At 66.1% G+C, this 20710-nt stretch carries 24 protein-coding genes; 16 read left to right on the plus strand and 8 right to left on the minus strand.

What is annotated here, in order from left to right; genetic code table 11:
- Nucleotides 1–38: 38 nt before the first annotated feature.
- The gene (locus tag ACV17W_RS21175; RefSeq protein ID WP_462594345.1) at nt 39–440 is read right to left on the minus strand and encodes a DUF2946 family protein; all 402 of its coding nucleotides are present in this window, start codon (nt 438–440) and stop codon (nt 39–41) included.
- A gap of 333 nt (nt 441–773) precedes the next feature.
- Entirely contained in the window at nt 774–1034 is a 261-nt protein-coding gene (locus tag ACV17W_RS21180; RefSeq protein ID WP_462594346.1) for a hypothetical protein, read from the minus strand.
- Between the two features lie 64 nt (nt 1035–1098).
- Here ACV17W_RS21180 and ACV17W_RS21185 point away from each other — a divergent pair, with 64 nt between their 5' ends.
- From ACV17W_RS21185 to ACV17W_RS21230, 10 genes are all read left to right on the plus strand, one after another.
- Entirely contained in the window at nt 1099–1620 is a 522-nt protein-coding gene (locus tag ACV17W_RS21185) for a GNAT family N-acetyltransferase (RefSeq protein ID WP_462594347.1), read from the plus strand.
- A gap of 70 nt (nt 1621–1690) precedes the next feature.
- A complete protein-coding gene (locus ACV17W_RS21190) occupies nt 1691–2149 on the plus strand; it encodes a MarR family winged helix-turn-helix transcriptional regulator (RefSeq protein WP_462594348.1) in 459 nt (152 codons plus the stop codon).
- Between the two features lie 445 nt (nt 2150–2594).
- The gene (locus ACV17W_RS21195) at nt 2595–3020 is read left to right on the plus strand and encodes an organic hydroperoxide resistance protein (RefSeq protein WP_462594349.1); all 426 of its coding nucleotides are present in this window, start codon (nt 2595–2597) and stop codon (nt 3018–3020) included.
- A 435-nt stretch (nt 3021–3455) separates the two neighbouring features.
- Nucleotides 3456–4430: a hypothetical protein gene (locus ACV17W_RS21200; protein ID WP_462594350.1), complete on the plus strand. Its 975-nt coding sequence runs from the start codon at nt 3456–3458 to the stop codon at nt 4428–4430.
- 250 nt (nt 4431–4680) lie between these two features.
- On the plus strand, nt 4681–4986 hold the full coding sequence (locus ACV17W_RS21205; protein ID WP_462594351.1) for a DUF4148 domain-containing protein: 306 nt from the start codon (nt 4681–4683) through the stop codon (nt 4984–4986).
- Nucleotides 4987–5083: 97 nt separating this feature from the next.
- Nucleotides 5084–5398, plus strand: coding sequence for a DUF4148 domain-containing protein (locus ACV17W_RS21210; RefSeq protein WP_462593819.1), 315 nt, complete (start codon nt 5084–5086; stop codon nt 5396–5398).
- A 90-nt stretch (nt 5399–5488) separates the two neighbouring features.
- Nucleotides 5489–5806 carry a DUF4148 domain-containing protein gene (locus ACV17W_RS21215; protein WP_462594353.1) on the plus strand — a complete coding sequence of 106 codons (318 nt, stop codon included), beginning with the start codon at nt 5489–5491 and terminating at the stop codon, nt 5804–5806.
- Nucleotides 5807–5888: 82 nt separating this feature from the next.
- The gene (locus ACV17W_RS21220; RefSeq protein ID WP_462593816.1) at nt 5889–6209 is read left to right on the plus strand and encodes a DUF4148 domain-containing protein; all 321 of its coding nucleotides are present in this window, start codon (nt 5889–5891) and stop codon (nt 6207–6209) included.
- 121 nt (nt 6210–6330) lie between these two features.
- Complete coding sequence (locus ACV17W_RS21225; protein ID WP_462594354.1) at nt 6331–6912, plus strand: TetR/AcrR family transcriptional regulator; 582 nt, start codon at nt 6331–6333, stop codon at nt 6910–6912.
- A 142-nt stretch (nt 6913–7054) separates the two neighbouring features.
- Entirely contained in the window at nt 7055–7258 is a 204-nt protein-coding gene (locus tag ACV17W_RS21230) for an oxidoreductase-like domain-containing protein (RefSeq protein WP_462594355.1), read from the plus strand.
- Here ACV17W_RS21230 and ACV17W_RS21235 read toward each other — a convergent pair.
- Nucleotides 7249–7707 carry a copper resistance protein NlpE gene (locus ACV17W_RS21235; protein WP_462594356.1) on the minus strand — a complete coding sequence of 153 codons (459 nt, stop codon included), beginning with the start codon at nt 7705–7707 and terminating at the stop codon, nt 7249–7251. The genes ACV17W_RS21230 and ACV17W_RS21235 overlap by 10 nt on opposite strands.
- 61 nt (nt 7708–7768) lie before the next feature.
- Complete coding sequence (locus tag ACV17W_RS21240; RefSeq protein WP_462594357.1) at nt 7769–9544, minus strand: M14 family metallopeptidase; 1776 nt, start codon at nt 9542–9544, stop codon at nt 7769–7771.
- Between the two features lie 134 nt (nt 9545–9678).
- Here ACV17W_RS21240 and ACV17W_RS21245 point away from each other — a divergent pair, with 134 nt between their 5' ends.
- The 3 genes from ACV17W_RS21245 to ACV17W_RS21255 are packed head-to-tail and all read left to right on the plus strand — an operon-like array spanning nt 9679 to nt 10851.
- On the plus strand, nt 9679–9990 hold the full coding sequence (locus ACV17W_RS21245) for a hypothetical protein (RefSeq protein WP_462594358.1): 312 nt from the start codon (nt 9679–9681) through the stop codon (nt 9988–9990).
- Between the two features lie 53 nt (nt 9991–10043).
- Nucleotides 10044–10643: an NUDIX domain-containing protein gene (locus ACV17W_RS21250; RefSeq protein ID WP_462594359.1), complete on the plus strand. Its 600-nt coding sequence runs from the start codon at nt 10044–10046 to the stop codon at nt 10641–10643.
- Nucleotides 10624–10851, plus strand: coding sequence for a DUF3820 family protein (locus tag ACV17W_RS21255; protein WP_462594360.1), 228 nt, complete (start codon nt 10624–10626; stop codon nt 10849–10851). The genes ACV17W_RS21250 and ACV17W_RS21255 overlap by 20 nt, the downstream gene beginning before the upstream one ends.
- A 71-nt stretch (nt 10852–10922) precedes the next feature.
- Here ACV17W_RS21255 and ACV17W_RS21260 read toward each other — a convergent pair whose 3' ends face one another.
- Together ACV17W_RS21260 and ACV17W_RS21265 are read right to left on the minus strand one after the other, a co-directional pair.
- Nucleotides 10923–12071, minus strand: a complete 1149-nt coding sequence (locus tag ACV17W_RS21260) for a hypothetical protein (protein ID WP_462594361.1) — start codon at nt 12069–12071, stop codon at nt 10923–10925.
- Between the two features lie 17 nt (nt 12072–12088).
- The gene (locus ACV17W_RS21265; protein WP_462594362.1) at nt 12089–12817 is read right to left on the minus strand and encodes a helix-turn-helix domain-containing protein; all 729 of its coding nucleotides are present in this window, start codon (nt 12815–12817) and stop codon (nt 12089–12091) included.
- A 336-nt stretch (nt 12818–13153) separates the two neighbouring features.
- On the opposite strand from ACV17W_RS21265, the gene clpB reads away from it, so the two are divergent.
- Nucleotides 13154–15748 carry an ATP-dependent chaperone ClpB gene (clpB, locus tag ACV17W_RS21270; RefSeq protein ID WP_462594363.1) on the plus strand — a complete coding sequence of 865 codons (2595 nt, stop codon included), beginning with the start codon at nt 13154–13156 and terminating at the stop codon, nt 15746–15748.
- Here the strand turns inward: clpB and ACV17W_RS21275 are convergent.
- On the minus strand, nt 15729–16715 hold the full coding sequence (locus ACV17W_RS21275) for a LysR family transcriptional regulator (RefSeq protein ID WP_462596605.1): 987 nt from the start codon (nt 16713–16715) through the stop codon (nt 15729–15731). The genes clpB and ACV17W_RS21275 overlap by 20 nt on opposite strands.
- A 125-nt stretch (nt 16716–16840) precedes the next feature.
- On the opposite strand from ACV17W_RS21275, the gene ACV17W_RS21280 reads away from it, so the two are divergent.
- Nucleotides 16841–18325: an N-acyl-D-amino-acid deacylase family protein gene (locus ACV17W_RS21280; RefSeq protein ID WP_462594364.1), complete on the plus strand. Its 1485-nt coding sequence runs from the start codon at nt 16841–16843 to the stop codon at nt 18323–18325.
- 2 nt (nt 18326–18327) lie between these two features.
- Nucleotides 18328–19284, plus strand: a complete 957-nt coding sequence (locus tag ACV17W_RS21285; protein WP_462596606.1) for a tripartite tricarboxylate transporter substrate binding protein BugE — start codon at nt 18328–18330, stop codon at nt 19282–19284.
- Between the two features lie 49 nt (nt 19285–19333).
- Here the strand turns inward: ACV17W_RS21285 and ACV17W_RS21290 are convergent, their stop codons facing one another.
- The gene (locus tag ACV17W_RS21290) at nt 19334–20710 is read right to left on the minus strand and encodes a sulfite reductase subunit alpha (protein ID WP_462594365.1); all 1377 of its coding nucleotides are present in this window, start codon (nt 20708–20710) and stop codon (nt 19334–19336) included.

A 20710-nucleotide genomic window follows, 5' to 3' on the forward strand; every position in this document is an offset into this window, starting at 1 on the left:
TGACGAGGCCGTTGCCGGTGCAACGGGCCGGCGGTGCGTTAACCGAGGGGAAGGGGGGGAGCACGCGCGCCGAGCGGCGCGCCGGGCGAGTGGCCGCGAGGCTGCGCCGGTGGGGCCCGGGCGGCAAGACGCAGGGAGACGGATGCCGCCGCCGGGGCAATGGCCACCGCAACCGCGGGCAAGGGCAGCGCGGCCAAGGCCACGCCCATGCTGCAGACGGTGGATTGTTCGGCATGCTGCGCGTCGGGCCGATGGTCGGCCTTGTGCGGACCCTCGATCCAGATGGGGCCGGCAGCCGAGCACAATTGAATCAGCGTGGCGCCCGGCTCGGCGCTGGGCATGAAGCCTTGCGGCACCATTGCCTTCAACACAAACACGCAGAGCGCCAGCCATACGGCGGCGCGATAGCGCAAGTGCGTCAAGGTGCGGGAGCTGGCCATGGTGGGCCATTTTAAACAGGCTTCGGGGCCATGGCAGGCATGGCCGGCATGCCATGGCGGGCGCCGCCGGAGAAATGCGCGCATGCATGCGCATGGAGGGCGCGGTGCGGTGTGGGGGGCGGACACAGCGCGAGCCATGACGCTGTGGAAGGTCATGTTCGCCTCTCGCCTGGACGGCGGGCTTGCGCCGAGCCCGCTGCGGCAGGCCGCAAGGGGTACTGCATCGGCTGACTCGCCGCGCGAGAGGCGGCATGGCCGGCCATGCCGCGGAATACGCGCCGCTGCGATCAGGCGCAGCGGCAGAGAGATGGGTGCCTGGGTGCGCGCCGGGTGTTACGGGTCCGGCGTATCGCCGGGTTGCTGGGTGAAGGCGCGCAAGAGCTGGGCGACATGCTCGAGCTCATCCAGGGCGCCTGTGGCCCAGGGCGGCGCGTCAAAAGGACTGTCGGGCGCCTGCGACACGCTGCCCTTCATATCGGCCAGAATGTCCAGCGCCAGTTCGGTGGCCTGCGGGTTGCTGCGCGTGGATAACGCCAGGGCCAGCGCCACGGTCTGCCGCAGCGCGTGCAGGCGGCCGTCAAGTTCGGTTTCCATGAGTGCCTGTAGTTCAGAGTAGATCCATCTATTCTACGGACTGTGCCCGCCCAGGAACTCACCCATGTTGTTGCGCACCGAAACCGATGCGGATATTGCCGCGATCCACGCCGTGACACAGGCCGCGTTTCGCGACCAGCCTTGCAGCCAGCATATCGAGGGCAGTGTGATCGATGCGCTGCGAGCCCAGGGTGCCTTGGCATTGTCGCTGGTGGCCGTACAGGCGGGTGAAGTCGTGGGGCAGGCGACCTATGCGCCGGTAAGTATCGCCGGCCCAGGTGGCGCCACGACGGGCTGGTATGGCCTGGGGCCCATCGCGGTAGCGCCCCGGCTGCAAGGGCAGGGCGTGGGTTCCATGCTGGTGGTCGAGGGACTCGCCCGGTTGCGCATGCGCGGCGCGGCGGGATGCGTCGTACTCGGCAGGCCGCAGTTCTATGGACGTTTCGGCTTCCGCGCCGGTCTGGGCCTGGTGCTGCCCGACGTGCCGGCCCCGTACTTCATGGCGCAGGCCTGGCGGGGGCGCGTTACCGGAACGGTGCGCTATCACGCTGCCTACGACACAGCTCCGGACCAGCCCGGCGCGTAGCCTCTGCACGGCAGCGCCAGCAAAAAATAGCTTGCTATTAAATAGCGTGCTATGTATTATTCATTCCATCATGACTCGCCGCCGAACCGCTACCGCCACGCCCTCGCTGCTGCTCGACCAGCAACTCTGTTTCGCGCTGCACTCTACCATGCTGGCCATGAACAAGGTCTACCGCAAGCTGCTGCGCCCGTTGGGCCTGACGTATCCGCAGTACCTGGTAATGCTGGTGCTGTGGGAACAAGATCAACTGACGCTTTCCGATATCGGTCGGCGGCTGTTTCTTGATTCCGCCACGCTCACGCCACTGCTCAAGCGCATGGAAACAGCCCGGCTGGTCACGCGGTTGCGCGCCCAGCAAGACGAACGCCAGATAGTGGTGGGCCTCACGGCCGCCGGCCGCGCGCTGCAGCAGAAGGCCGCGCAGGTACCCTTGTCGGTGCTGGGGGCCACGGCTTGCACGCCGGAAGCGCTGGAAGCGTTGAAGCTCGAGCTCGATCAGCTGCGCGACCGCCTGTCGGCCGCTGGATGAAATGGCGGTGCCCCTGAAGTCCTTTGGTATTCCGTCGAAGTGTTGAATGTTGCAGCCGTGCAGTATTGAAGTGTCGAAATTCAGAGTCTGAAGTCTGAAGTTTGAAGTTTGAAGTTTGAAGTTTGAAGTTTGAAGTTTGAAGTTGATGGTTGGAGGTGATGGCTGATGTTGAAGGTTTCGTTTCGGCCCGGAGCTCGAAACCGGAAACTCGAGCCGCGCTTGTTTTCAGTTTGTTCCGCAGTTGCGTTGAAGTGGACGCGGGAGTTCGCGTGGGCAGTGTGGGGTGAAGATCGACCCCGGTTTCCCGCGCGTCGTCGTCGCGTTTGTTCTTTGTTTTAAATATCGTGCGCTATTTAATTGCGCGCTACTTGTATCCTGACCCGGCGGGCCGTACTTTGTACGCATCGCCATTGCCCCCTGACCTCCTCTATAGAAAGGAATTGCCATGTCTCTCGAAAAAGTTGCTTATCGTGCCTACGCCAAAGCCACCGGCGGCCGTGACGGCCGCGCGGTATCGTCCGATCAGGTGCTCGACGTCAAACTCACCACGCCCCGTGAACTGGGCGGTGCGGGTGGCGAGGGTACCAACCCCGAGCAGCTGTTTGCCGCCGGTTACTCGGCCTGCTTTCTGGGCGCGATGAAGTTCGTCGCCCATCGCGACAAGTTCGCCATTCCGTCTGACGTCTCGGTAGACGGTTCGGTGGGCATCGGGCCCATTCCGAACGGTTTCGGGATCGAAGTCGAGCTGAAGATCTCGCTGCCCGGCATGGACCGCGAGCAGGCCGAAGAACTGATCAAGCGCGCGCATGTGGTCTGCCCGTATTCGAACGCCACGCGCAATAACATCGATGTCACTCTGACCCTGGTCTGAGGCCTGTCGATTTCGTCCTGGCTGGCTGTCCGCTGCGCGGGGGGCCAGCCGCACAGGCCCGACCGGGCCTTTGCGGCATCGCCGAAGCGAACCATTCCGGGCGCGGCCCGCGCGATGTCGCGCAAAGGCCACCCCAGGCTTGACGCGCCTGCCCGGAATGGTAGGATGCCTGCGTCATGACCTGTTCAATGTCTGCTCCTTTCGCCTTGCGCGCCATGGTCGCGTTGCTGCGTCCCACGCCTGTGGGTACGCACGACGTCGCTGTGCGCTCGGCCTACGCACGCGCCAAACCCGGCTAAGCGGTTCGCGAACCGTCTCCACGCCACACTTCCCTATTGATTTCCTGGGCCCGTACGCGATTCGCGTGCGGGCCTGCCCATACTGCCGCCGGCCCCGCGCCCGCCAGGGGCACTGCTTTACCTACTGCGTAGCGTCATGCAACTTACCAAGAATTTCGTCAAAGCCAAGAACCCATGCGCCAGCGGCTACAAATGGTTCCTGCGCGACCACAACGGCCACGGTGACTACCAGGCCGTGCTGGATGCCCTGGTCGCCGACGGGCGCGTCGATGACGCCTGCTGGCTGCTCGACCAATTCGGTCCCACCGACCACGTACTGGAGGTCGACTCCATCGACGCGTCCGCCATCGTCTTTGCCGGCACCATCGTGGCGCGCCGGGGCATTGCGGTAGACACCATCGTGCGGGCCGGTGGGCGCATCGTCAGTGGCGCCGGCGTGCGTGCTGGCGGTTCCGTCATCGCAGGCGGCGATATCGAGGCGCAGGGCAGCGTGATGTGCGACGGGGCGATCCGTGCCGGTGGCGATATCCAGGCAGGCTGGGGCATCAGCGCCGGAACTCGCCTGGATTGCACCGGCGGGGTGCGCGCGGGCTGGGACATACGCACCGGGCAAGACCTGATCGCGGCCGGTGCCGTTCTGGCTTCGCAGGGTCTGGACATCGGCGGCGCACTGCGTACCGAACAGGGCATCAAGTCCGGCGAACACCTGCGCGTTCAGGGTGAAATCGTGGCAGCCCGCGGCATTCAGGCGGCAGGCGATGTGGTGTGTGGCGATCACCTCGAGGCAGGCTGGGGCATCAAGGCCGATGGCGACGTGATTGCCGATGGCGCGATCCGAGTGGGCGAGGGCATCGAGGCGGGCGGGCGCATTGCGGCGGCGCCCGGCCATGGCATCTACGCCGGCTTGCGCGTGCGCATGGACGCCTGGGACGTGTCTGCGCGCGTCAGCGCCTGCGTTGCGCCGGAAGGGCTGGTGAGCGGCTACTGGGCGGGTACCGGCATCGCCACGCGCGTTGCCTTTGGGGCCGCGAATGACGCGCATGGCGCAGCCGCGCTGCAAGACCAGGTCGCGATGTCCCTGGAGCCAAGGGCGGCACTGTCGGGGGCATGAGCGGCATCTCTCGTCGCATGCGCTGGCGATGGCGTCTGCCGCTTCGCCCGACCGGTGGGGCATGCCCCGTGCCTCTTAAACAAATAGATACACTTTTGGCTTTGACTCGTCTACCTAGTAGTAGGTAAGATTCGTTCCATGGTCAGGAAGCAGCAAGCCGGGCCGCCGCACCGAAGGGTGCGTTTTTTAGACATCAGTTACCTACCTACTCATAGATAGCTCAACCCCACTTACCGATCAGGAACCCATCATGAAAAACATCGCGACCCTGCTGCTTATCTCCGCTTCCCTGGCTGGCACCGCTGCCTATGCCCAGGAACCCTCGGGCGAACTGGACTACCCGCCCACCGTCGTGCAGACCAGCTCGCTGAGCCGCGCCGACGTCGTGGCCGAACTGCAAGCCGCCCGTGCTGCTGGCCAAGTGACCTTCGGCGAAATCGAGCAACCCGCCGTGCAAGCCGCCTCGAACACGCTGACCCGTGCGCAAGTGCAGGCCGATGCCGCCGCCGCCCGCGCTCTGGCTGTCAATGCCCTGTACGTGAACACCGGCGCGTAATGCGCTGACCCGCACCCCAAGCCGCTTTTTATTTTAGCCCACTACCTACCTACGACTAGATAGCTTTAATCACCTTCTTCTTATTGGAACCTTCATCATGAAAACCCTTGCCTCGCTCCTGCTGATCTCCGCCTCCCTGGCCGGCACCGCCGCCTACGCCCAGGAACCCTCGGGCGAACTGGACTACCCGCCCACCATCGTGCAGACCAGCTCGCTGAGCCGCGCCGAAGTCGTGGCCGAACTGCAGGCCGCCCGTGCCGCCGGCCAGGTCACCTTCGGTGAACTCGAGCAGCCTGCCGCCCCGGTCGCCTCCAGCACGCTGACCCGTGCGCAGGTGCAAGCCGAAGCCGCCACGGCGCGCGTGAGCAGCCCGCTGGCCGGCAACGCCCTGTACGTGAACACCGGCGCGTAATGCGCTGAACCGAACCGAACCCACTTTTTATTTCCCTTACCGACCTATCTACACATAGATAGCTAACCACCCAATACCTGGAGCATTCTCATGAAAACCTTCGCTTCTCTTCTGCTGATTTCCGCTTCTCTGCTCGGCACGGCTGCCAATGCCTACGAACCCTCGGGCGAATTGGACTACCCGCCTGTGCACGATAGCTACGGCGACGTCACGCGCGCCCAGATCCAGGCCGAACTGCAAGCCGCCCGTGCCGCCGGCCAGGTCACCTTCGGTGAACTGGAGCAGCCTGCCGCCCCGGCCGCCTCCAGCACGCTGACCCGTGCGCAAGTGCAGGCCGAAGCTGCCGCTGCCCGTGCGAACCGTTCGCCCCTGGCTGGCGATTCCCTGTACGTCAACACCGGCGCGTAAGCACCGACCGAAACCCCGACTGGCCCCGCGAGTTCGCCCACCCCGGACTGCGCTGCCGTGGCCTCTTGAAAGGAGCATGACCATGAAGACCCTCGTATCCGCCGTGATGTTGTCCATGACCATGATGGGCGCGGCCTACGCCGGCCAGCCCTCGGGCGAGCTGGACTACCCGCCTGTCAACGACAGCTACGGCGCCGTGACCCGTGCGCAGATCCAGGCCGAACTGCAGGCTGCCCGCGCCGCCGGCCAGGTGACGTTCGGCGAAACCGAACCGGCCGCCGTCGTGGCGTCGGGTTCGTCGGCCAGCCGCGCCGAAGTGCGTGCCCAGGCGCAACAGGCGCAGGCTCGTGGCGAGAACGCATTTGGCGAACTCGACTATCAGGCCAGCGTGCCCCACGCCTGAGGACAGCGCATGAGTCGCTGCGCGGCGCCGCCCCTGCCTACCGGCACGGCGGCCCGCCCCTGAACCCTACGCGCCCCCGTTTTTCTGACTGTTTTCTTGATTACCTGGCAGCGTCCCGACCATGAATACCGAAACCACCCGCACACAGATCATGGAACATGCTCAGCGCCTGATCGAGGAGCGCGGCTATAACGGCTTCAGCTACCGCGACCTGGCCATGCTGATCGGCATCAAGACATCGAGCATCCACTATTATTTTCCACAGAAAGAAGACCTGCTGTTGGCAGTGGTGCAGCAATACCGCGCGCGCTGGCAGTCAGCCATAGAGGGCATCGATCCGGGGCTGCGCGCTGACGCCAAGCTGCGCGCCTACGTCGAGGTCCATCGGCGCACTTTCTGCGGCACTGATCGCATCTGCCTGGGGGCCTCGCTGGCGGCCGACCAGACCACGCTCGCCCCGGCCGTGCGGCAGGCGGTGCAGGACTTTTACCGCGCCAATGAAGACTGGCTGGCCGAGGTGCTGGCCCAGGGCGCACGCGAAGGCAGCCTGCGCGTGTTGGGCGACCTGCAGACGGCCGCGCGCGCCACGTATGCCGCCTTGCAAGGCAGCCTGGTAAGCGCGCGCCTGTTCAAGCACAGCGAACGCGTCGAAGACCTGATGAATGCCACCTTCGGCTTTTTTGAGATCATCGACAGACAATAATCGTCGCGGCGAGGCGGCGGGGCTGGCCAAGCCGCAGCATGCCGCCCCTCGCCGGAGCCGATCACAGCACCGCGCAGCAGGCTGCCGCGCGCATCTCGTCGGGGCGCGGTTCGACGCCTTATCCGGAGCGATAATGGCGGGCATGGTCCATAAATCCACGCCCCTGACGGTCGTGCCGGCCGCGCCGGCACACGATCCGAAGCCCGAGCCCCCGCAGCCCCCCGAGCCGGGCGACTGCTGCCAGAGCGGCTGCATTCCCTGTGTATACGACTATTACGCTGAAGCGATGGAGCGCTTTCGAGAGCAGTTGCGCGCGTGGAACGAACGCCACCCCGATCAGGGCTGAGGCAGCTGTTTCAGCTCGTATTGCGCCGCCAGTGGACCGCTGGGCCGCGAACCGTCCTGGTAAAGCTGGATGACTCTGCCTTCGGTCACGAAGTACGCCTGCCCGGCTCCCGCCTGCACAAGGCGTATGGTGCTGCCGTCGGCTTGCCATTCAAACTTGCCGCGCTCTACCGAGGGATGGGCCTGTCTTTCCAGGTAACGGGTTTGCAGCTCATATTCGCCTTGCGGCGTCAGCAACAGCCGCGTCCGGATGCCGGGGCAGTCGGCGCAGGGCAGGGTGCCTTCATAGGTGCCCGCCCAGTCCAGCGATTGACGCGCGTTGTGATCGCTGGCAAGAGTTGGACGGGATTTCACAGGCTGGGGCGCGGGCTGAGTGTCATGGGCGCAACCGGCCAGTATGGCACCCGCCAGCATGCCGGGCACCAGAAATATCAGCGCGGGGGTTCTCATGCGGGCTCCTTGCAGCGTGTGTGGATTGACACACCATAGCGCGACGAGCGTCGCGCAACTGTTACCTTGCGTACCCTGCGGGAATGGGCAGGCCGACGCACCGATGCGCCAGCCCCTGGTATGCCGAAACCGCTGCGAGCACAGTGTGCATCTGGACCGTGTGGGCCTGGCGAAACTCGGCCCCGTACACCGTCTCATCGGGGTATTCCGAGATCAGCGTCAGCGGCGCCAGTTCCGCTGTACTTTCGGCCACGATGCCGATGATGCCATGCCGTGTTTCCCCGGCCGGCTGCAAGGCATGCGCTTCGTAATGCGCGGCCTGCCGGGCGTTGAGTTCCACCAGGCCGGGCACCTCCGACAGTCGCGCACACACCGCGTCCAGCAATGCGTCGGCCACCTCCGCCCAACCCGGATGATGGCGCAGCAGCAGGAAGAAGCCCTTGGGCAGCGTCCATGACTCGAACTGGCGCGGCAAATAGCCGGACAAGGGTCGAGTCCATTCGTGCGCGGGGTAACCGTGCAGGTTGATATGCAGGCTCGCGCCGCTGCGCTGCAGGGCAACGCGCCGGGCCTGCTGTTCAAGCAGCGGCGATCCGGTCCGATACGCCACGTCGTCGCCCAGGGCGCTATAGCGCGCCGCGTGGTGCATATGGCGGGGGTGCTGGGCGCAGAGCTCACGATGCAACGCATAGCCGTCGGGGTTTTCCAGGGCGATCAGCGCGTAATGCGCCCCGCCGCCGGCCTGCAGCGCGCGCGCGCCGCGCAGCGCACCGACGACGCCCGACGTCTCATTGGCGTGCTGCCCACCCGAAATCAGGACAGACGGCCCCTTGCCGGCAACATAGGCGCCCAGCACCGGCCGGCCCTGGCGCGACGTGGCCGAAATGGGCTCGCCTCCCAGCGCGCCAACATGAGCCGCGATCTGGGCAAAATCCAGCGGCGCCTCGACGGTATCCAAGGGCGCTGCGACCACGACCGGCGCGGCAGCCGGCGGTGCAAATTCGCGCGTGGCGACGCGCACGCGCGCCGGCCCGGATGCGGGCCGCACATCCGGCACAATTTGCCCCGGCTGCAGGCGACGGTCGCCCGGCGGCAAGCCGGCGTGCCGCTGGAAAAACTCGATCAGGCTGAAGTAAAGATCTTCATGCAGCGCTTCGTACGTGCTGACCAGCCCCGCGGTGCCGCCGGCATCGAATTCCATGCCTGGCAAGTCGATGCGGATATCCAGGCGGTCGAAATGGGGCGATTCGCGTCCCCAGGGGTGCTCGCGCATGGCCTGGACGGCAAGCCGATAGGCCTGCTGGAACTCGGTGGTGCACGCGGCGTCCATTACCAGCGCGCCGCGAGCGTCGTGTACCCGCAGCCAGCCGGTGGGCGAGAGCAGAAGCGTGCCGTCGTCGCCCGCGGCGCATGCGTTCGGCGCATATACTCGTTCGCGCCGTACGGTTCCATCGCGATAGCGCAGTTCGACCCGGTAATTCAGGTCTGCCTTGCCCGCGACGAATTGCAGTCGGGTCGCCCCCAGCAGCTCGGCCAGCGGATGAGCCTCCAGTGTGTAGCGATTGGGCCGCGCGAGGGGATGCACGGGGTAACGCACCGTGACCTGCTCCAGCCCGTTCAGTTCGGCCTCTTCCAGAAAGAAGTGCAGCAGGGGCTTGTAGGCGCTGCGCAGCGTGGCGTGTACGCCGGAGCGCGCCAGTCGGGCTTCGGCTGCGCGTCGGGCAGGCCGGCTTTCGAATAGCCAGCCCTCGAGCCTGGCGCCGTGCCACGCCGGGCTGTCGTATTGCTGCGCCCAGGCGTCCAGGGTGCGTTCGATGCAGGTGTCGAGCAAGATCATGATTTTCCGGGCGTGGGATTTGTTGCCGTTTAAAACCAGCGGGGCATACCGAGCGAGGGCTTGCGACGTTACGATAACCCTACGCGGTGGCCGACCCAGGTGCGCACCGGAAATTTCGTTCAAGGAATGTGCAAATGAAGAAAATCGCGATCAGCGGCCTTTCTGTTCTGGCCTGCCTGCTGGGCGCTGCGGGAACCAGCTGGGCGCAGCAGCTCCAGCAGTACAGCTTCCCTTCCCAGGATGGGGGCAAGTCGCCGCCCTCTACGCTGCGCATCACTGAACAGCCGGGTACGCCGCCCGCGCCAGCCATTCGCGACACGCCCGAGAGCATCGCGCAATATCAGCGCTGCCGCGCCAAAGTCGACCGCGAAGCGATCGGCAACGCGGAGCTCCAGGCCGGCGTCGCCGCCTGCCTGCAAGAGCTCAACGCGCGACGCGCCCAGTAGCAGGGGCTGCGGGTGGTAAGCTGCCGGGCAACTGAACGTTGCCGGCAGCCCTCATGAAAGCGACTGACGATACCCACCTCATCGAAACGCGGCTCGACAGCCAGACCCTGTGCGACGGCGCCTTCCTGAAAGCGCGCTGCGATACGGTACGGCTGCCCGACGGGCGTCAGGCGTCGCGCGAGTACATCGTGCATCCCGGCGCCGTGGTGATCATTCCCCTGCTGGACGATGGGCGGGTGCTGCTGGAACGCCAGTACCGCTACCCGGTCGGCCGCGTCATGACCGAGTTTCCCGCCGGCAAGCTGGATCCCGGCGAAGACCCGCTGGCTTGCGCCCAGCGCGAGCTGCTGGAAGAAACCGGATATACCGCCGGCTCTTGGGCTTACGCGGGCGCCATGCACCTGGCCATTGCATATTCCACCGAGATCATCCATATCTTCTTCGCGCGCGAGCTCGTGGCGGGCGCTGCGCGCCTCGACCAGGACGAATTCCTCGAGGTCAGCAGCGCGACGCCGCAGGAACTGGCCGACGCCTGCCGCACCGGATCCGTCACCGACGCCAAAACGCTCACTTGCACGTTGTGGTTGCAGAACGTGTTGGCCGGCCATTGGCCGCTTGACTGGCAGCGCGCCGATGAACCCGCAAGACCTTGAAAAGCTGGTGACCCGCGAGATGCCCTACGGCAAGTACCAGGGTCGCCTGATCGCCGACTTGCCGGGGCCGTATCTGGCCTGGTTCGCGCGCAAGGGTTTTCCTGCCGGCGAGATCGGCCGCCTGCTGGCTTTGATGCATGAGCTCGACCACAACGGCCTTTCCGGCTTGTTGCAACCGCTGCGGGGGGCGCCAGCCCGTCAGCCATAGTCTCGCGATCCTGGCGCAAGCCCAGCGGGCGCCCCGGCAGGGCCATGCACCCTGCGCCTGGTCAGCGAGGATTACCGGCCGAGGGGCTCGCAGGCGGCGGCCCCGGCAGGGGTGCTGGCTTCGTCGCCCAGGAGGGCGCGGGCGCCGCACAGCGAGCCGAACATGGCGGCCGGATCATGGCCTACCCCCATGACCAGTTGATGTTCGTGCCGCAACGTCACGGGGTGCGCGCCGCGGGCCGCCAGCACGTGGTCATAACGCAGATAGCCCTGGCCGCGCGAGAGCCGCGTCGAACCCTGGGCCTCGGCGCCGCACCGTTGGTCCAGGCCGCGATCTTCCGGATTCGTGTCGGCGCTGCCCAGCAGATACACCACATCGCGCTGCGCGTAACGCACGTAAAGGCTGGCCGGGTCGGCATCGGATGCGTACGACGGCAGCTGCTGCGTTCCGTATGGGTATCGGTTGTACGTCGGGCAAATGCCGCGTTCGTATGGTTCGTAGCCCGTACCGCGCCGCCGCGGGCGCTCGTCGGTCAGGTACAGATACGAGGGCGCGTTGGCCACGACATAGCGCAAGGCCAGCCCGTGCCGCCGCAGCGTGCCATCGACGCCATTCAGCACGGCGTAGCGCTGCAGCATTTGCGCGCCGTGGGAATGGCCTGCCAGCACCACGTCGGCCAGGGATGGCAGGCGCTTGCGATCGGCCAGCAGATGCAGCAGGTCGTCCAGCACCTGGAACGCGCTGACCGGAGCCGGCCGCTTACTGGCACGCACGCTCTGCGCGCCGTCTTCCCAGCTGTTCTTGCGCCAGGCAGGACGGCCGGCGTAGGCGGTATCGAGAGGCGAGGGGAACTCGAGCGCCAGGATCAGCGTGTCGGTGCGGCGGGCGGGGTCGCGCCGCACCAGGGTGTCGATGGCCTGGTAATGGCGCGTCGCGTCGCGGCGGTCGCCATGCAGCACGACCACCACGCGCCGGATATCGGTCAGGGAGCCGGCCAGTTTGCGATTCGCGTAAACCGGCATGCAGTAAGACGCGGCGCCGGGACCCAATGACAGGTCCTGGGCAGGCGGGGCCGGACGCGGCGCCGCGGGCAGCGGTTCATCGTAGTTGTAGGGCGGGGGCAGAGGCACTTGCGCGCCGGCGGCGCTTGCCACGCCCAGCCACAACATGCCCAGGGCAGCATGGCGGGACAGGCGCGGGCGGGCCGGGCGCGCGGGCATCGTCTGCCGGGCGTCGCTCAGCAGTTGTCCTGGCCCAGCATCTGTCTCATCGCAGGCACATCGAGCAATCGAACTTCACGCTGATTGATGCGGATCAAACTTTCGCGTGCGAAACGTGAAAACAGACGGCTGGCGGTTTCGAGGGTCAGGCCCAGGTAGTTGCCGATTTCCTCGCGGCTCATGCGCAGCACGAATTCGGTCGAGGAATAGCCCAGCGCGGCATAGCGCTGCGACAGGTTGAGCAGGAACGCCGCCAGGCGTTGTTCGGAACGCATGCCGCCCAGCGATGCCAGCATCTGGTACGACCGGCCCAGTTCGCGGCTCATCAGGCGGCGCATCTGGTGTTGCAGCGAAGGCAGGTGGCTGGCCACCTGGTCGATCTGCGACAGGCGTATGACGCAGACCTCGGAGTCTTCCATGGCCAGCGCGGTGGAAACATGGCGGCCCTCGAGCATGCCGTCGAGTCCGACCACTTCGCCGGGAAGGTGAAAGCCGGTGATCTGCACGTGCCCCGCGGCGTCTTCGATCTGGGTCTTCAGGCTGCCGTAGCGTACGCTGTACAGCGCGTCGAGCGGGTCCTGCAGCGTATACAGCGCCTTGCCTTTTTCGACCCGGACGCGTTCTTGCACCAACTCATCCAGCTGTTCGACGTCGGCGGCGGCCATGCCCACCGGGATGCAAACATGCCCAAGCATGCAGGTCGAGCAGTTGGTGGAATCGGGAGGCACTGGGACACGTTTTTGCATGATTTACCTTGCTGTCGCGCAAGCTCCATACGCGAGCCAGTGCATGACGACAATTGATGATGATCCCCTATTGTATTCCCAGCCGGTTGCAGGGCGGTTTTACGTTTTTCCCGAAAGCCGCCATTTTGTGGTAGTGATCGCTATTCCAGCCTGAGAACCTGCCCGCGCGGCCGGGCTGACGCCTGCGCCGGGGCGGTTGCATTTGTTGCATATCCACCACGAATTGCCCGGATGCCGGCACGGTCTTGAAAAAGGGCCGGCCGGCCGCACATGCAGATCATCGAGCCAACCGCGGATCTTTGCCGGTCAGGCTCCCCATTTCAGCCTGAGACCACCATGCGATTCGACAAACTCACCACCAAGTTCCAGCAAGCGCTGGCCGACGCCCAGAGCCTGGCCAGCCGCAATGACCACCCCTATATCGAGCCCGTACACGTGCTGTCGGCGCTGTTGTCCGACCCGGACAGCGGCGCGGGCAGTCTGCTGGCGCGGGCCGGCGTGGCAGTGAACCGCGTCAGCGGCGCGCTGGAGTCGGCAATGAACTCGCTGCCCCAGGTGCAGGGCAACGATACCGTCCAGGTCAGCCGCGACCTGCAGGCCGTGCTTACGCGCACCGACAAAGAAGCCGCGCGACGTGGCGATACCTATATCGCCAGCGAACTGTTTTTGCTGGCGCTGGCCGATGACAAGGGCCCCGCCGGCACGGCGCTGCGCGACGCGGGGCTGCAGAAAAAAGCGCTGGAAGCGGCGATCGACGCCGTGCGCGGCGGCGAGAATGTGTCCGCCGCCGAAGGCGAGTCGAACCGCCAGGCGCTGGCCAAGTACACGCTCGACCTGACCGAGCGGGCAAGGCAGGGCAAGCTCGATCCGGTCATCGGCCGCGACGATGAGATCCGCCGCACGATTCAGATCCTGCAGCGCCGCACGAAGAATAATCCGGTGCTCATCGGCGAACCGGGCGTGGGCAAGACGGCGATTGTGGAAGGGCTGGCCCAGCGCATCGTCAATGATGAAGTGCCCGAGACCTTGCGCGGCAAGCGCGTGCTGTCGCTCGACCTGGCGGCACTGCTTGCGGGCGCCAAGTTCCGCGGCGAATTCGAAGAACGCCTGAAGGCCGTGCTGAAAGAGCTGGCCCAGGACGACGGCCAGAACATCGTCTTCATCGATGAGTTGCACACCATGGTGGGCGCCGGCAAGGCCGAGGGCGCCATGGACGCCGGCAACATGCTCAAGCCCGCGCTGGCGCGCGGCGAGCTGCATTGCATCGGCGCCACCACGCTGGACGAATACCGCAAGTACATCGAGAAAGACGCCGCGCTTGAGCGCCGCTTCCAGAAGGTGCTGATCAACGAACCCGATGTCGAATCCACCATCGCGATTCTGCGCGGCCTGCAAGAGCGTTATGAAATCCACCACGGCGTCGAGATCACCGATCCGGCCATCGTGGCCGCGGCCGAACTTTCGCATCGGTACATCACCGACCGCTTCCTGCCCGACAAGGCGATCGACCTCATCGACGAGGCCGGCGCCCGCATCCGCATGGAAATCGATTCGAAGCCTGAAGTGATGGACCGGCTCGATCGCCGCATCATCCAGCTGAAGATCGAGCGCGAGGCGGTCCGCAAAGAAACCGACGACGCGTCCCGGCGACGCTTGGCGGTCATCGAGGAAGAGCTCGAGAAGCTGCAACGCGAATATAACGACTACGAAGAGATCTGGAAGGCCGAGAAGGCCGCGGTGCAAGGCACCCAGGCCATCAAGGAAGAAATCGACCGTGTGCGTGCCGAAATGGCCGAGTTGCAGCGCAAGGGGCAGTTCGACAAGCTGGCCGAACTGCAATACGGCAGACTGCCCGGGCTCGAAGCGCGGCTGCAGGCGGCCGACCGCGCCGAACAACAGGGCGAGAAGGCCGATGGCAAGCCGCGCCTCTTGCGTACTCAGGTGGGCGCCGAAGAAATCGCCGAGGTCGTGTCGCGCGCCACGGGCATTCCGGTGTCCAAGATGATGCAGGGCGAACGCGAAAAGCTGTTGCAGATGGAAGATCACCTGCACAAGCGCGTGGTGGGCCAGGACGAGGCCGTGCGACTGGTGGCCGACGCCATCCGGCGCTCGCGCGCCGGCCTGTCAGACCCGTCGCGGCCCTACGGTTCGTTCCTGTTCCTGGGCCCCACCGGGGTCGGCAAGACCGAACTCACGCGGGCCCTGGCCGACTTCCTGTTCGACTCCGACGAGCACATGATACGCATCGACATGAGCGAGTTCATGGAGAAGCATTCGGTGGCACGCCTGATCGGTGCGCCTCCGGGCTATGTGGGCTACGAAGAGGGCGGGTATCTGACCGAGGCCGTCCGGCGCAAGCCGTACAGCGTGGTGCTGCTCGACGAAGTCGAAAAAGCCCATCCAGATGTCTTCAACGTGCTGCTGCAGGTGCTCGACGACGGCCGGCTCACCGACGGGCAGGGTCGCACGGTCGACTTCCGCAACACCGTCATCGTGATGACGTCGAACCTCGGCTCGCAGCACATACAAAGCATGACGGGCCAGCCCTACGAGGTGATCAAGGAAGTGGTGTGGGATGAGCTCAAGCAGGCCTTCCGCCCCGAGTTCCTGAACCGCATCGACGAAGTGGTGGTGTTCCACGGACTCGAAGCCCAGCACATCGAGTCGATCGCTCGCATCCAGCTCAAGCGGCTGGCCGACCGCCTCGAGCGCCAGGAAATGCGGCTTGAAGTGACAGACGCGGCGCTGGCCGAACTGGCTCGCGCGGGCTTCGATCCTGTGTTCGGCGCGCGGCCCTTGAAGCGCGCCATCCAGCAGCAGATCGAGAACCCCGTGGCCAAACTCATCCTTGAGGGCGGGTTCGGGCCGCGCGACGTGGTTCCGGTCGATTGGCGCGAAGGCAAGTTCGTCTTCACGCGCACCCTGCAGTAGCGGCGGATTGTGCGCGCGGTGCCGGCAGCGGCCGGCATCCGCGCGGCAGTTCCATCGTATCCACATAATCGCGTAGCGCCTGCACCAGTTCCTGGGCGGCCGGGGCCAGGGCGTGATCGCGGTGGCGAATCAGGCACAGCGTGCGCACCAGCGTCGGCCGGGTCAACAATGAGAAACGCAGGCCGGGCTCCTGTACGCGCTGGGCGGCGAGCGCGGGCAGCAAGGCAACGCCCATCCCGGCTATCACCAGGGCGGCCTGAGAGGTCGTGCTCGACGCCTCGTAGAACGGGGCGGCGGCGGCGATGGGCAGGTCTGCGCGGCCACGCAGAAGGGCCATGATGCCCGTGTCGTCGACCACTCCCACCAGTTTGTGTCCGCCCAGCGCGGCCCAACGAACGTAACCCGCGCGGTCTGGGTGCACGGCGTCATCGTCGGCGCGGTAAAGCACGCCGAAGCGGTCTTCAAGCAGCGCTTCGAATACCAGGCTGGGCGCATCGGCCCAGTGGCTGGTCAGTCCGAAATCGACTTCCTGAGCCGCCACCAGGCGCTGGATGCGGCCGGAATTATCGTCGCGCAGGTACAGGCGTATGCCGGGACGGCGCTGCACGAAGCCCGCCGCGGCGGGCGCGATGATCTCGGTAATGGCCGACGGCGCTGCCGCCACGGCCACGCGTCCGCGTTCCACTGTGCCATATCGCACCACATCTTCGATGGCGCCGTCGAAGTCGGCGAGCAGGCGCATCACCCTAGGCAGGAATTCCTGGCCGATGGCGGTGAGCGCTACGCGGCGGCTGGTGCGGGTGAACAACTGAGTGCCCAGCGCCTCTTCGAGCTGGCGTACCAGCCCGGTGATGGACGACTGCGTCTGGTACATACGCCGGGCGGCATGCGTGAAGCTGGCCTCTTGGGCTACGGCGACGAAGGCATTGAGGTGCTTGAGCGTCACGTGCTTGGGCAGGCGATTGATCATGATCTGGAATAGATGAATAAACTAAAACGATTTTTGCAGATTGATGAGCGGAGCGATACTCGCCATTTCCCTGGATCAATCCTGCGTGCCTTCTGTCGGGCGCGCATCAGGCGGCGGATGGCATGCGCAACGACGAAGTTCTGGACCTCAAGATCACGGGCGGCTGGCTGATTGACGGCTTGAGTCCGACCCGACGCCGCGCCGATGTGGGCATCGCGGGAGAACGCATTGTTGCGGTAGGCGACCTGACGGAGCGCGCCGCGCATCGCGAACTGGACGCCGGCGGGCGTATCGTGGCACCGGGCTTCATCGACGTGCATGGTCATGACGATCTGATGTTTGTCGAGCGGCCTGATCTGCCCTGGAAGGTGACGCAGGGCATCACCACCGTGGTGGTCGGCAATTGCGGCGTGAGCGGTGCCCCAGCGCCCCTGCCTGGCAACACGGCGGCCGCCCTTGCGCTGCTGGGCGAGACGCCGCTTTTCGCCGATATGGACAGCTATTTTTTCACGCTGCGTGATCAACGGCCCATGATCAACGTTGCCGCCCTGGTGGGGCACGCCAATCTGCGGCTGGCCGCCATGGCGGATCCGTCCGGCACGCCCACCGAAAGCGAACAGGCCGCCATGGAGTCCATGCTGGAAGCCGCGCTGAGGGCCGGTGCCGTCGGCTTCAGCACGGGCCTGGCCTATGATCCCGGCGCCGCCTCTCAGCCGGCCGAACTCGCCGGCCTGGCCCGCGTCGCGGCCCGCATGAATGCACTGCACACCAGCCATATCCGGAATGAAGGCGACGCTGTGGAAGAGGCCGTGGACGAGGTGCTGCAGGTCGCCCGAGCCACCGGGTGCGCCACCGTGCTGTCGCACCACAAATGCATGCTGCCGCGCAACTGGGGGCGCAGCCAGGCCACGCTGGCCAACATCGATCGCGCGCGTGGCCAAGGCGTGCAGGTCGCCCTGGACATCTATCCCTATCCGGGCAGCTCGACGATCCTGATTCCCGAACGTGCCGAGAGCATCGATGACATACGCATCACGTGGTCGACGCCGCATCCGGAATGCAGTGGCGAATATCTGCGAGATATCGCTGCCCGCTGGAACTGCAGCCCCACCGAGGCCGCGCACCGCCTGTCGCCGGCCGGCGCCATTTATTTCGCCATGGACGAAGCCGAAGTGCATCGCATCTTCCGGCACGAATGCTGCATGGTCGGGTCGGATGGCCTGCCCAACGACGCCCATCCGCATCCGCGCCTGTGGGGTACGTTTCCGCGCATTCTCGGCCGATACGTGCGTGAGGCGCAGATCCTGACGCTCGAGCAGGCGGTGGCCAAGATGACTGCATTGCCCGCCCGGGTGTTCGGCCTGGAAGACCGCGGCGCCCTGCGCGTCGGCGCCTGGGCCGACGTGGTGGTGTTCGACCCGGAGACGGTGATCGACAAAGCCACCTGGGATGCGCCTCGCGCAGCCTCGGAAGGCATTGAGGCGGTGCTGGTCAACGGCACACAGATTTATCCCAACCCGCGCACGACGCGCCGGCCGGGCCGCATTCTGCGGCGCGGGACACAGGCGCCGCAAGCGCACGACACTGCACCCAAGGAGAAATCATGAATATGCGCAAGACGCTGCTCTTGCTGGCCATGCTGGTGGCCCTGCCCGCGGCGGCGGCCGAGTTTCCCACGCGGCCCATTACCCTCATCATCCCGTTCTCGGCGGGCGGACCCACCGATATCGTGGGCCGGGTGGCCGCCGCCAAGGCGGGCGAGATCCTCGGGCAGCAGATCGTCGTCGAGAATCGCACGGGCGCTTCGGGCACCATAGGCCTGACGGCCACGGCACGCGCAAAGCCCGATGGATACACACTGGGCCTGGCCACGGTCAGCACCCATGGCACGGCGCCGCATCTGTTCCCCAAGCTCGCCTACGATCCGGTGAAGGATTTCACGCCGATCAGCAACCTCGTGACGAGCCCCAATATTCTGAGCGTGCACCCCTCGTATCCGGCTCGCACGCTGGCGGAATTCGTCGAGCATGTGCGCGCTCGTCCCGGCCAGGAAGGCTACGCGAATGCCGGTGCGGGCGGCGTGAATGACCTGGGCATGATCTGGTTCCTGCAACTGATCGGCGCCGAGATGAACAGCATTTCGTATCGCGGTTCGGCGCCGGCCCTGACCGATACCGTCGGCGGCATCGTGCCCGTGATCTTCGACAACTTCCCGTCGTCGCAGTCGTACGTGAAAAGCGGTCATCTGCGTGGGCTGGCCATCACCGGCGCCCAGCGCAATCCGCAACTGCCCGATGTGCCGACGTTTGCCGAACAGGGTTACGCCGATTACGACGTGACAGCCTGGTATGGCGTGGTGGCTCCCGCGGGGCTGCCGGATGAACTGCGCGACAAGCTCTCTGATGCTTTCGCGCGTGCCGTGCGCGACCCGGCGACCGCCGCCAAGCTGGCGGAAACCGGTGCCTTCCCGCTCGGCAACAGTCCGGAAGAGTTCGCCGCGCAGATCCAGCAAGAAAAAGATCGCTGGGGCGGTGTCATTTCCAAGGCACAGATCACGCTGCAGTAGCGTGCCGGCCCGGCGGCAGGCGGGTCCGCCGACCCGCTTCCCGCCCCGGTCAATACACGTCGCGACGATACCGGTCGGCCTGCCGCAACGCGAGCAGGCCATCGGCGCCCAGGATCCCGGCCAGCGCCTCGTCCACGCCCTGGGCCATGCCTTGGAGACTGCCGCAGACGTAGACGTCTGCGCCCGCTTCGATCCATGCCCGCACCTCGCCGGCGGCATCCCGCAAGACATGTTGTACATAGCGCCGCTCGCGCGTGTCGCGCGAGAACACCGCATCCAGGCGCTGCAGCGCGCCCGTGTGCAACCAGCCTTCGATTTCTTCACGGTGAAACCAGTCGTGGCGGGACTGCCGCTCGCCAAAGACCAGCCAGTTGCGCGTGTGGCCCGCGGCAATTCGGGCCTTGATCAGCGCCCGCAGGCCGGCCAGCCCAGTGCCGTTGCCCACCAGCAGCAGGGGCCGGCCATCGGCGGGAGGGTGGAAATTGGCATTGGCTCGCAGCCGCATGTCGATCGTGTCGCCCACCTGGGCCAGGTGGGTCAGCCACCCACTGCCCAGCCCCAGGCTGCCATCGGGATGTCGCATCTGGCGCACCAGCAGATGCACCGCACCGTCCGCCGGCAGCGACGCCACCGAGTATTCACGGTGCGGCAGCAAGGCGCCGCCGCGCTCGTCGCGCGGGCCGATCTCGGCGACGTCGCCTGCCTGCCATATCACGTCCGGACCGGGTGGCTGCAACTCGATATGAAAGCAGGGGCCGCCCTGGCTGCCGGGATTGAGCAAGGTGCGCCGCGCCAGCCTCCATGGCTGGTAGGCGGGGGGTTCCCAGTCGGGCAGGTCGGTGCGGCCGGCCAGCAGACCCAGATGATGCTGCCAGTGACGCAAGGCCGCCGGATCGGACTTGTCGGCTTCCACGCGGTCGAACAGGGGCGTGGCGCCGTGCGCCCGCAGCCATTCATCGACCTGCCGGCCGAAACCGCAGAAATGGCGGTAGCTGCTGTCGCCCAGCGCAAGCACCGCGTAGGCAAGATGCCCGTACGCCCGCGCGCCGGCGTGGCCGGCGGCCATGAGCCCGTCCACGAAGGGTGCCGCGTTGTCGGGCGCGTCACCTTCGCCGTAAGTACTGGCGACCACCAGAAGGCGGTCGTATCCGCGCAGTGCGACCTCGTCGAGCTGGCCCAGCGCGGCCACTCTTACGGGCAGGCCGCCCCGTCGCAGCGATTCGGCAGTATGCCGGGCCAGCGCTTCAGCCTGCCCGGTCTGGCTGGCATGCGCCACCAGCACTGCTGCGGGCTCGCCGGGCGCGTGCAGGTCGCGCCCCGCCTGTTCCTGAAGGGCAGCGCGGCGGCGCGCCCGGCCACGGGCCCACAGGCAAAGCAATAGCCACAGGCCGGTGGCGCAGCAGGCGGCAAGCAGGCGCAGTGTCAT

It is taken from the genome of Bordetella sp. MIP270_01_BMS (assembly GCF_054958705.1).

Excerpts from the sequence above, each read along its gene's own strand:
- ACV17W_RS21255 (WP_462594360.1), top strand. The coding sequence starts at position 10,624 with ATGAACCCGCAAGACCTTGAAAAGCTGGTGACCCGCGAGATGCCCTAC.
- ACV17W_RS21215 (WP_462594353.1), top strand. The coding sequence starts at position 5,489 with ATGAAAACCTTCGCTTCTCTTCTGCTGATTTCCGCTTCTCTGCTCGGC.
- ACV17W_RS21240 (WP_462594357.1), bottom strand. The coding sequence starts at position 9,544 with ATGATCTTGCTCGACACCTGCATCGAACGCACCCTGGACGCCTGGGCG.
- ACV17W_RS21195 (WP_462594349.1), top strand. The coding sequence starts at position 2,595 with ATGTCTCTCGAAAAAGTTGCTTATCGTGCCTACGCCAAAGCCACCGGC.
- ACV17W_RS21210 (WP_462593819.1), top strand. The coding sequence starts at position 5,084 with ATGAAAACCCTTGCCTCGCTCCTGCTGATCTCCGCCTCCCTGGCCGGC.
- ACV17W_RS21225 (WP_462594354.1), top strand. The coding sequence starts at position 6,331 with ATGAATACCGAAACCACCCGCACACAGATCATGGAACATGCTCAGCGC.
- ACV17W_RS21235 (WP_462594356.1), bottom strand. The coding sequence starts at position 7,707 with ATGAGAACCCCCGCGCTGATATTTCTGGTGCCCGGCATGCTGGCGGGT.
- ACV17W_RS21260 (WP_462594361.1), bottom strand. The coding sequence starts at position 12,071 with ATGCCCGCGCGCCCGGCCCGCCCGCGCCTGTCCCGCCATGCTGCCCTG.
- ACV17W_RS21285 (WP_462596606.1), top strand. The coding sequence starts at position 18,328 with ATGCGCAAGACGCTGCTCTTGCTGGCCATGCTGGTGGCCCTGCCCGCG.
- clpB (WP_462594363.1), top strand. The coding sequence starts at position 13,154 with ATGCGATTCGACAAACTCACCACCAAGTTCCAGCAAGCGCTGGCCGAC.
- ACV17W_RS21200 (WP_462594350.1), top strand. The coding sequence starts at position 3,456 with ATGCAACTTACCAAGAATTTCGTCAAAGCCAAGAACCCATGCGCCAGC.
- ACV17W_RS21185 (WP_462594347.1), top strand. The coding sequence starts at position 1,099 with ATGTTGTTGCGCACCGAAACCGATGCGGATATTGCCGCGATCCACGCC.
- ACV17W_RS21245 (WP_462594358.1), top strand. The coding sequence starts at position 9,679 with ATGAAGAAAATCGCGATCAGCGGCCTTTCTGTTCTGGCCTGCCTGCTG.
- ACV17W_RS21230 (WP_462594355.1), top strand. The coding sequence starts at position 7,055 with ATGGTCCATAAATCCACGCCCCTGACGGTCGTGCCGGCCGCGCCGGCA.
- ACV17W_RS21280 (WP_462594364.1), top strand. The coding sequence starts at position 16,841 with ATGCGCAACGACGAAGTTCTGGACCTCAAGATCACGGGCGGCTGGCTG.
- ACV17W_RS21265 (WP_462594362.1), bottom strand. The coding sequence starts at position 12,817 with ATGCAAAAACGTGTCCCAGTGCCTCCCGATTCCACCAACTGCTCGACC.
- ACV17W_RS21180 (WP_462594346.1), bottom strand. The coding sequence starts at position 1,034 with ATGGAAACCGAACTTGACGGCCGCCTGCACGCGCTGCGGCAGACCGTG.
- ACV17W_RS21250 (WP_462594359.1), top strand. The coding sequence starts at position 10,044 with ATGAAAGCGACTGACGATACCCACCTCATCGAAACGCGGCTCGACAGC.
- ACV17W_RS21175 (WP_462594345.1), bottom strand. The coding sequence starts at position 440 with ATGGCCAGCTCCCGCACCTTGACGCACTTGCGCTATCGCGCCGCCGTA.
- ACV17W_RS21290 (WP_462594365.1), bottom strand. The coding sequence starts at position 20,710 with ATGACACTGCGCCTGCTTGCCGCCTGCTGCGCCACCGGCCTGTGGCTA.
- ACV17W_RS21220 (WP_462593816.1), top strand. The coding sequence starts at position 5,889 with ATGAAGACCCTCGTATCCGCCGTGATGTTGTCCATGACCATGATGGGC.
- ACV17W_RS21190 (WP_462594348.1), top strand. The coding sequence starts at position 1,691 with ATGACTCGCCGCCGAACCGCTACCGCCACGCCCTCGCTGCTGCTCGAC.
- ACV17W_RS21205 (WP_462594351.1), top strand. The coding sequence starts at position 4,681 with ATGAAAAACATCGCGACCCTGCTGCTTATCTCCGCTTCCCTGGCTGGC.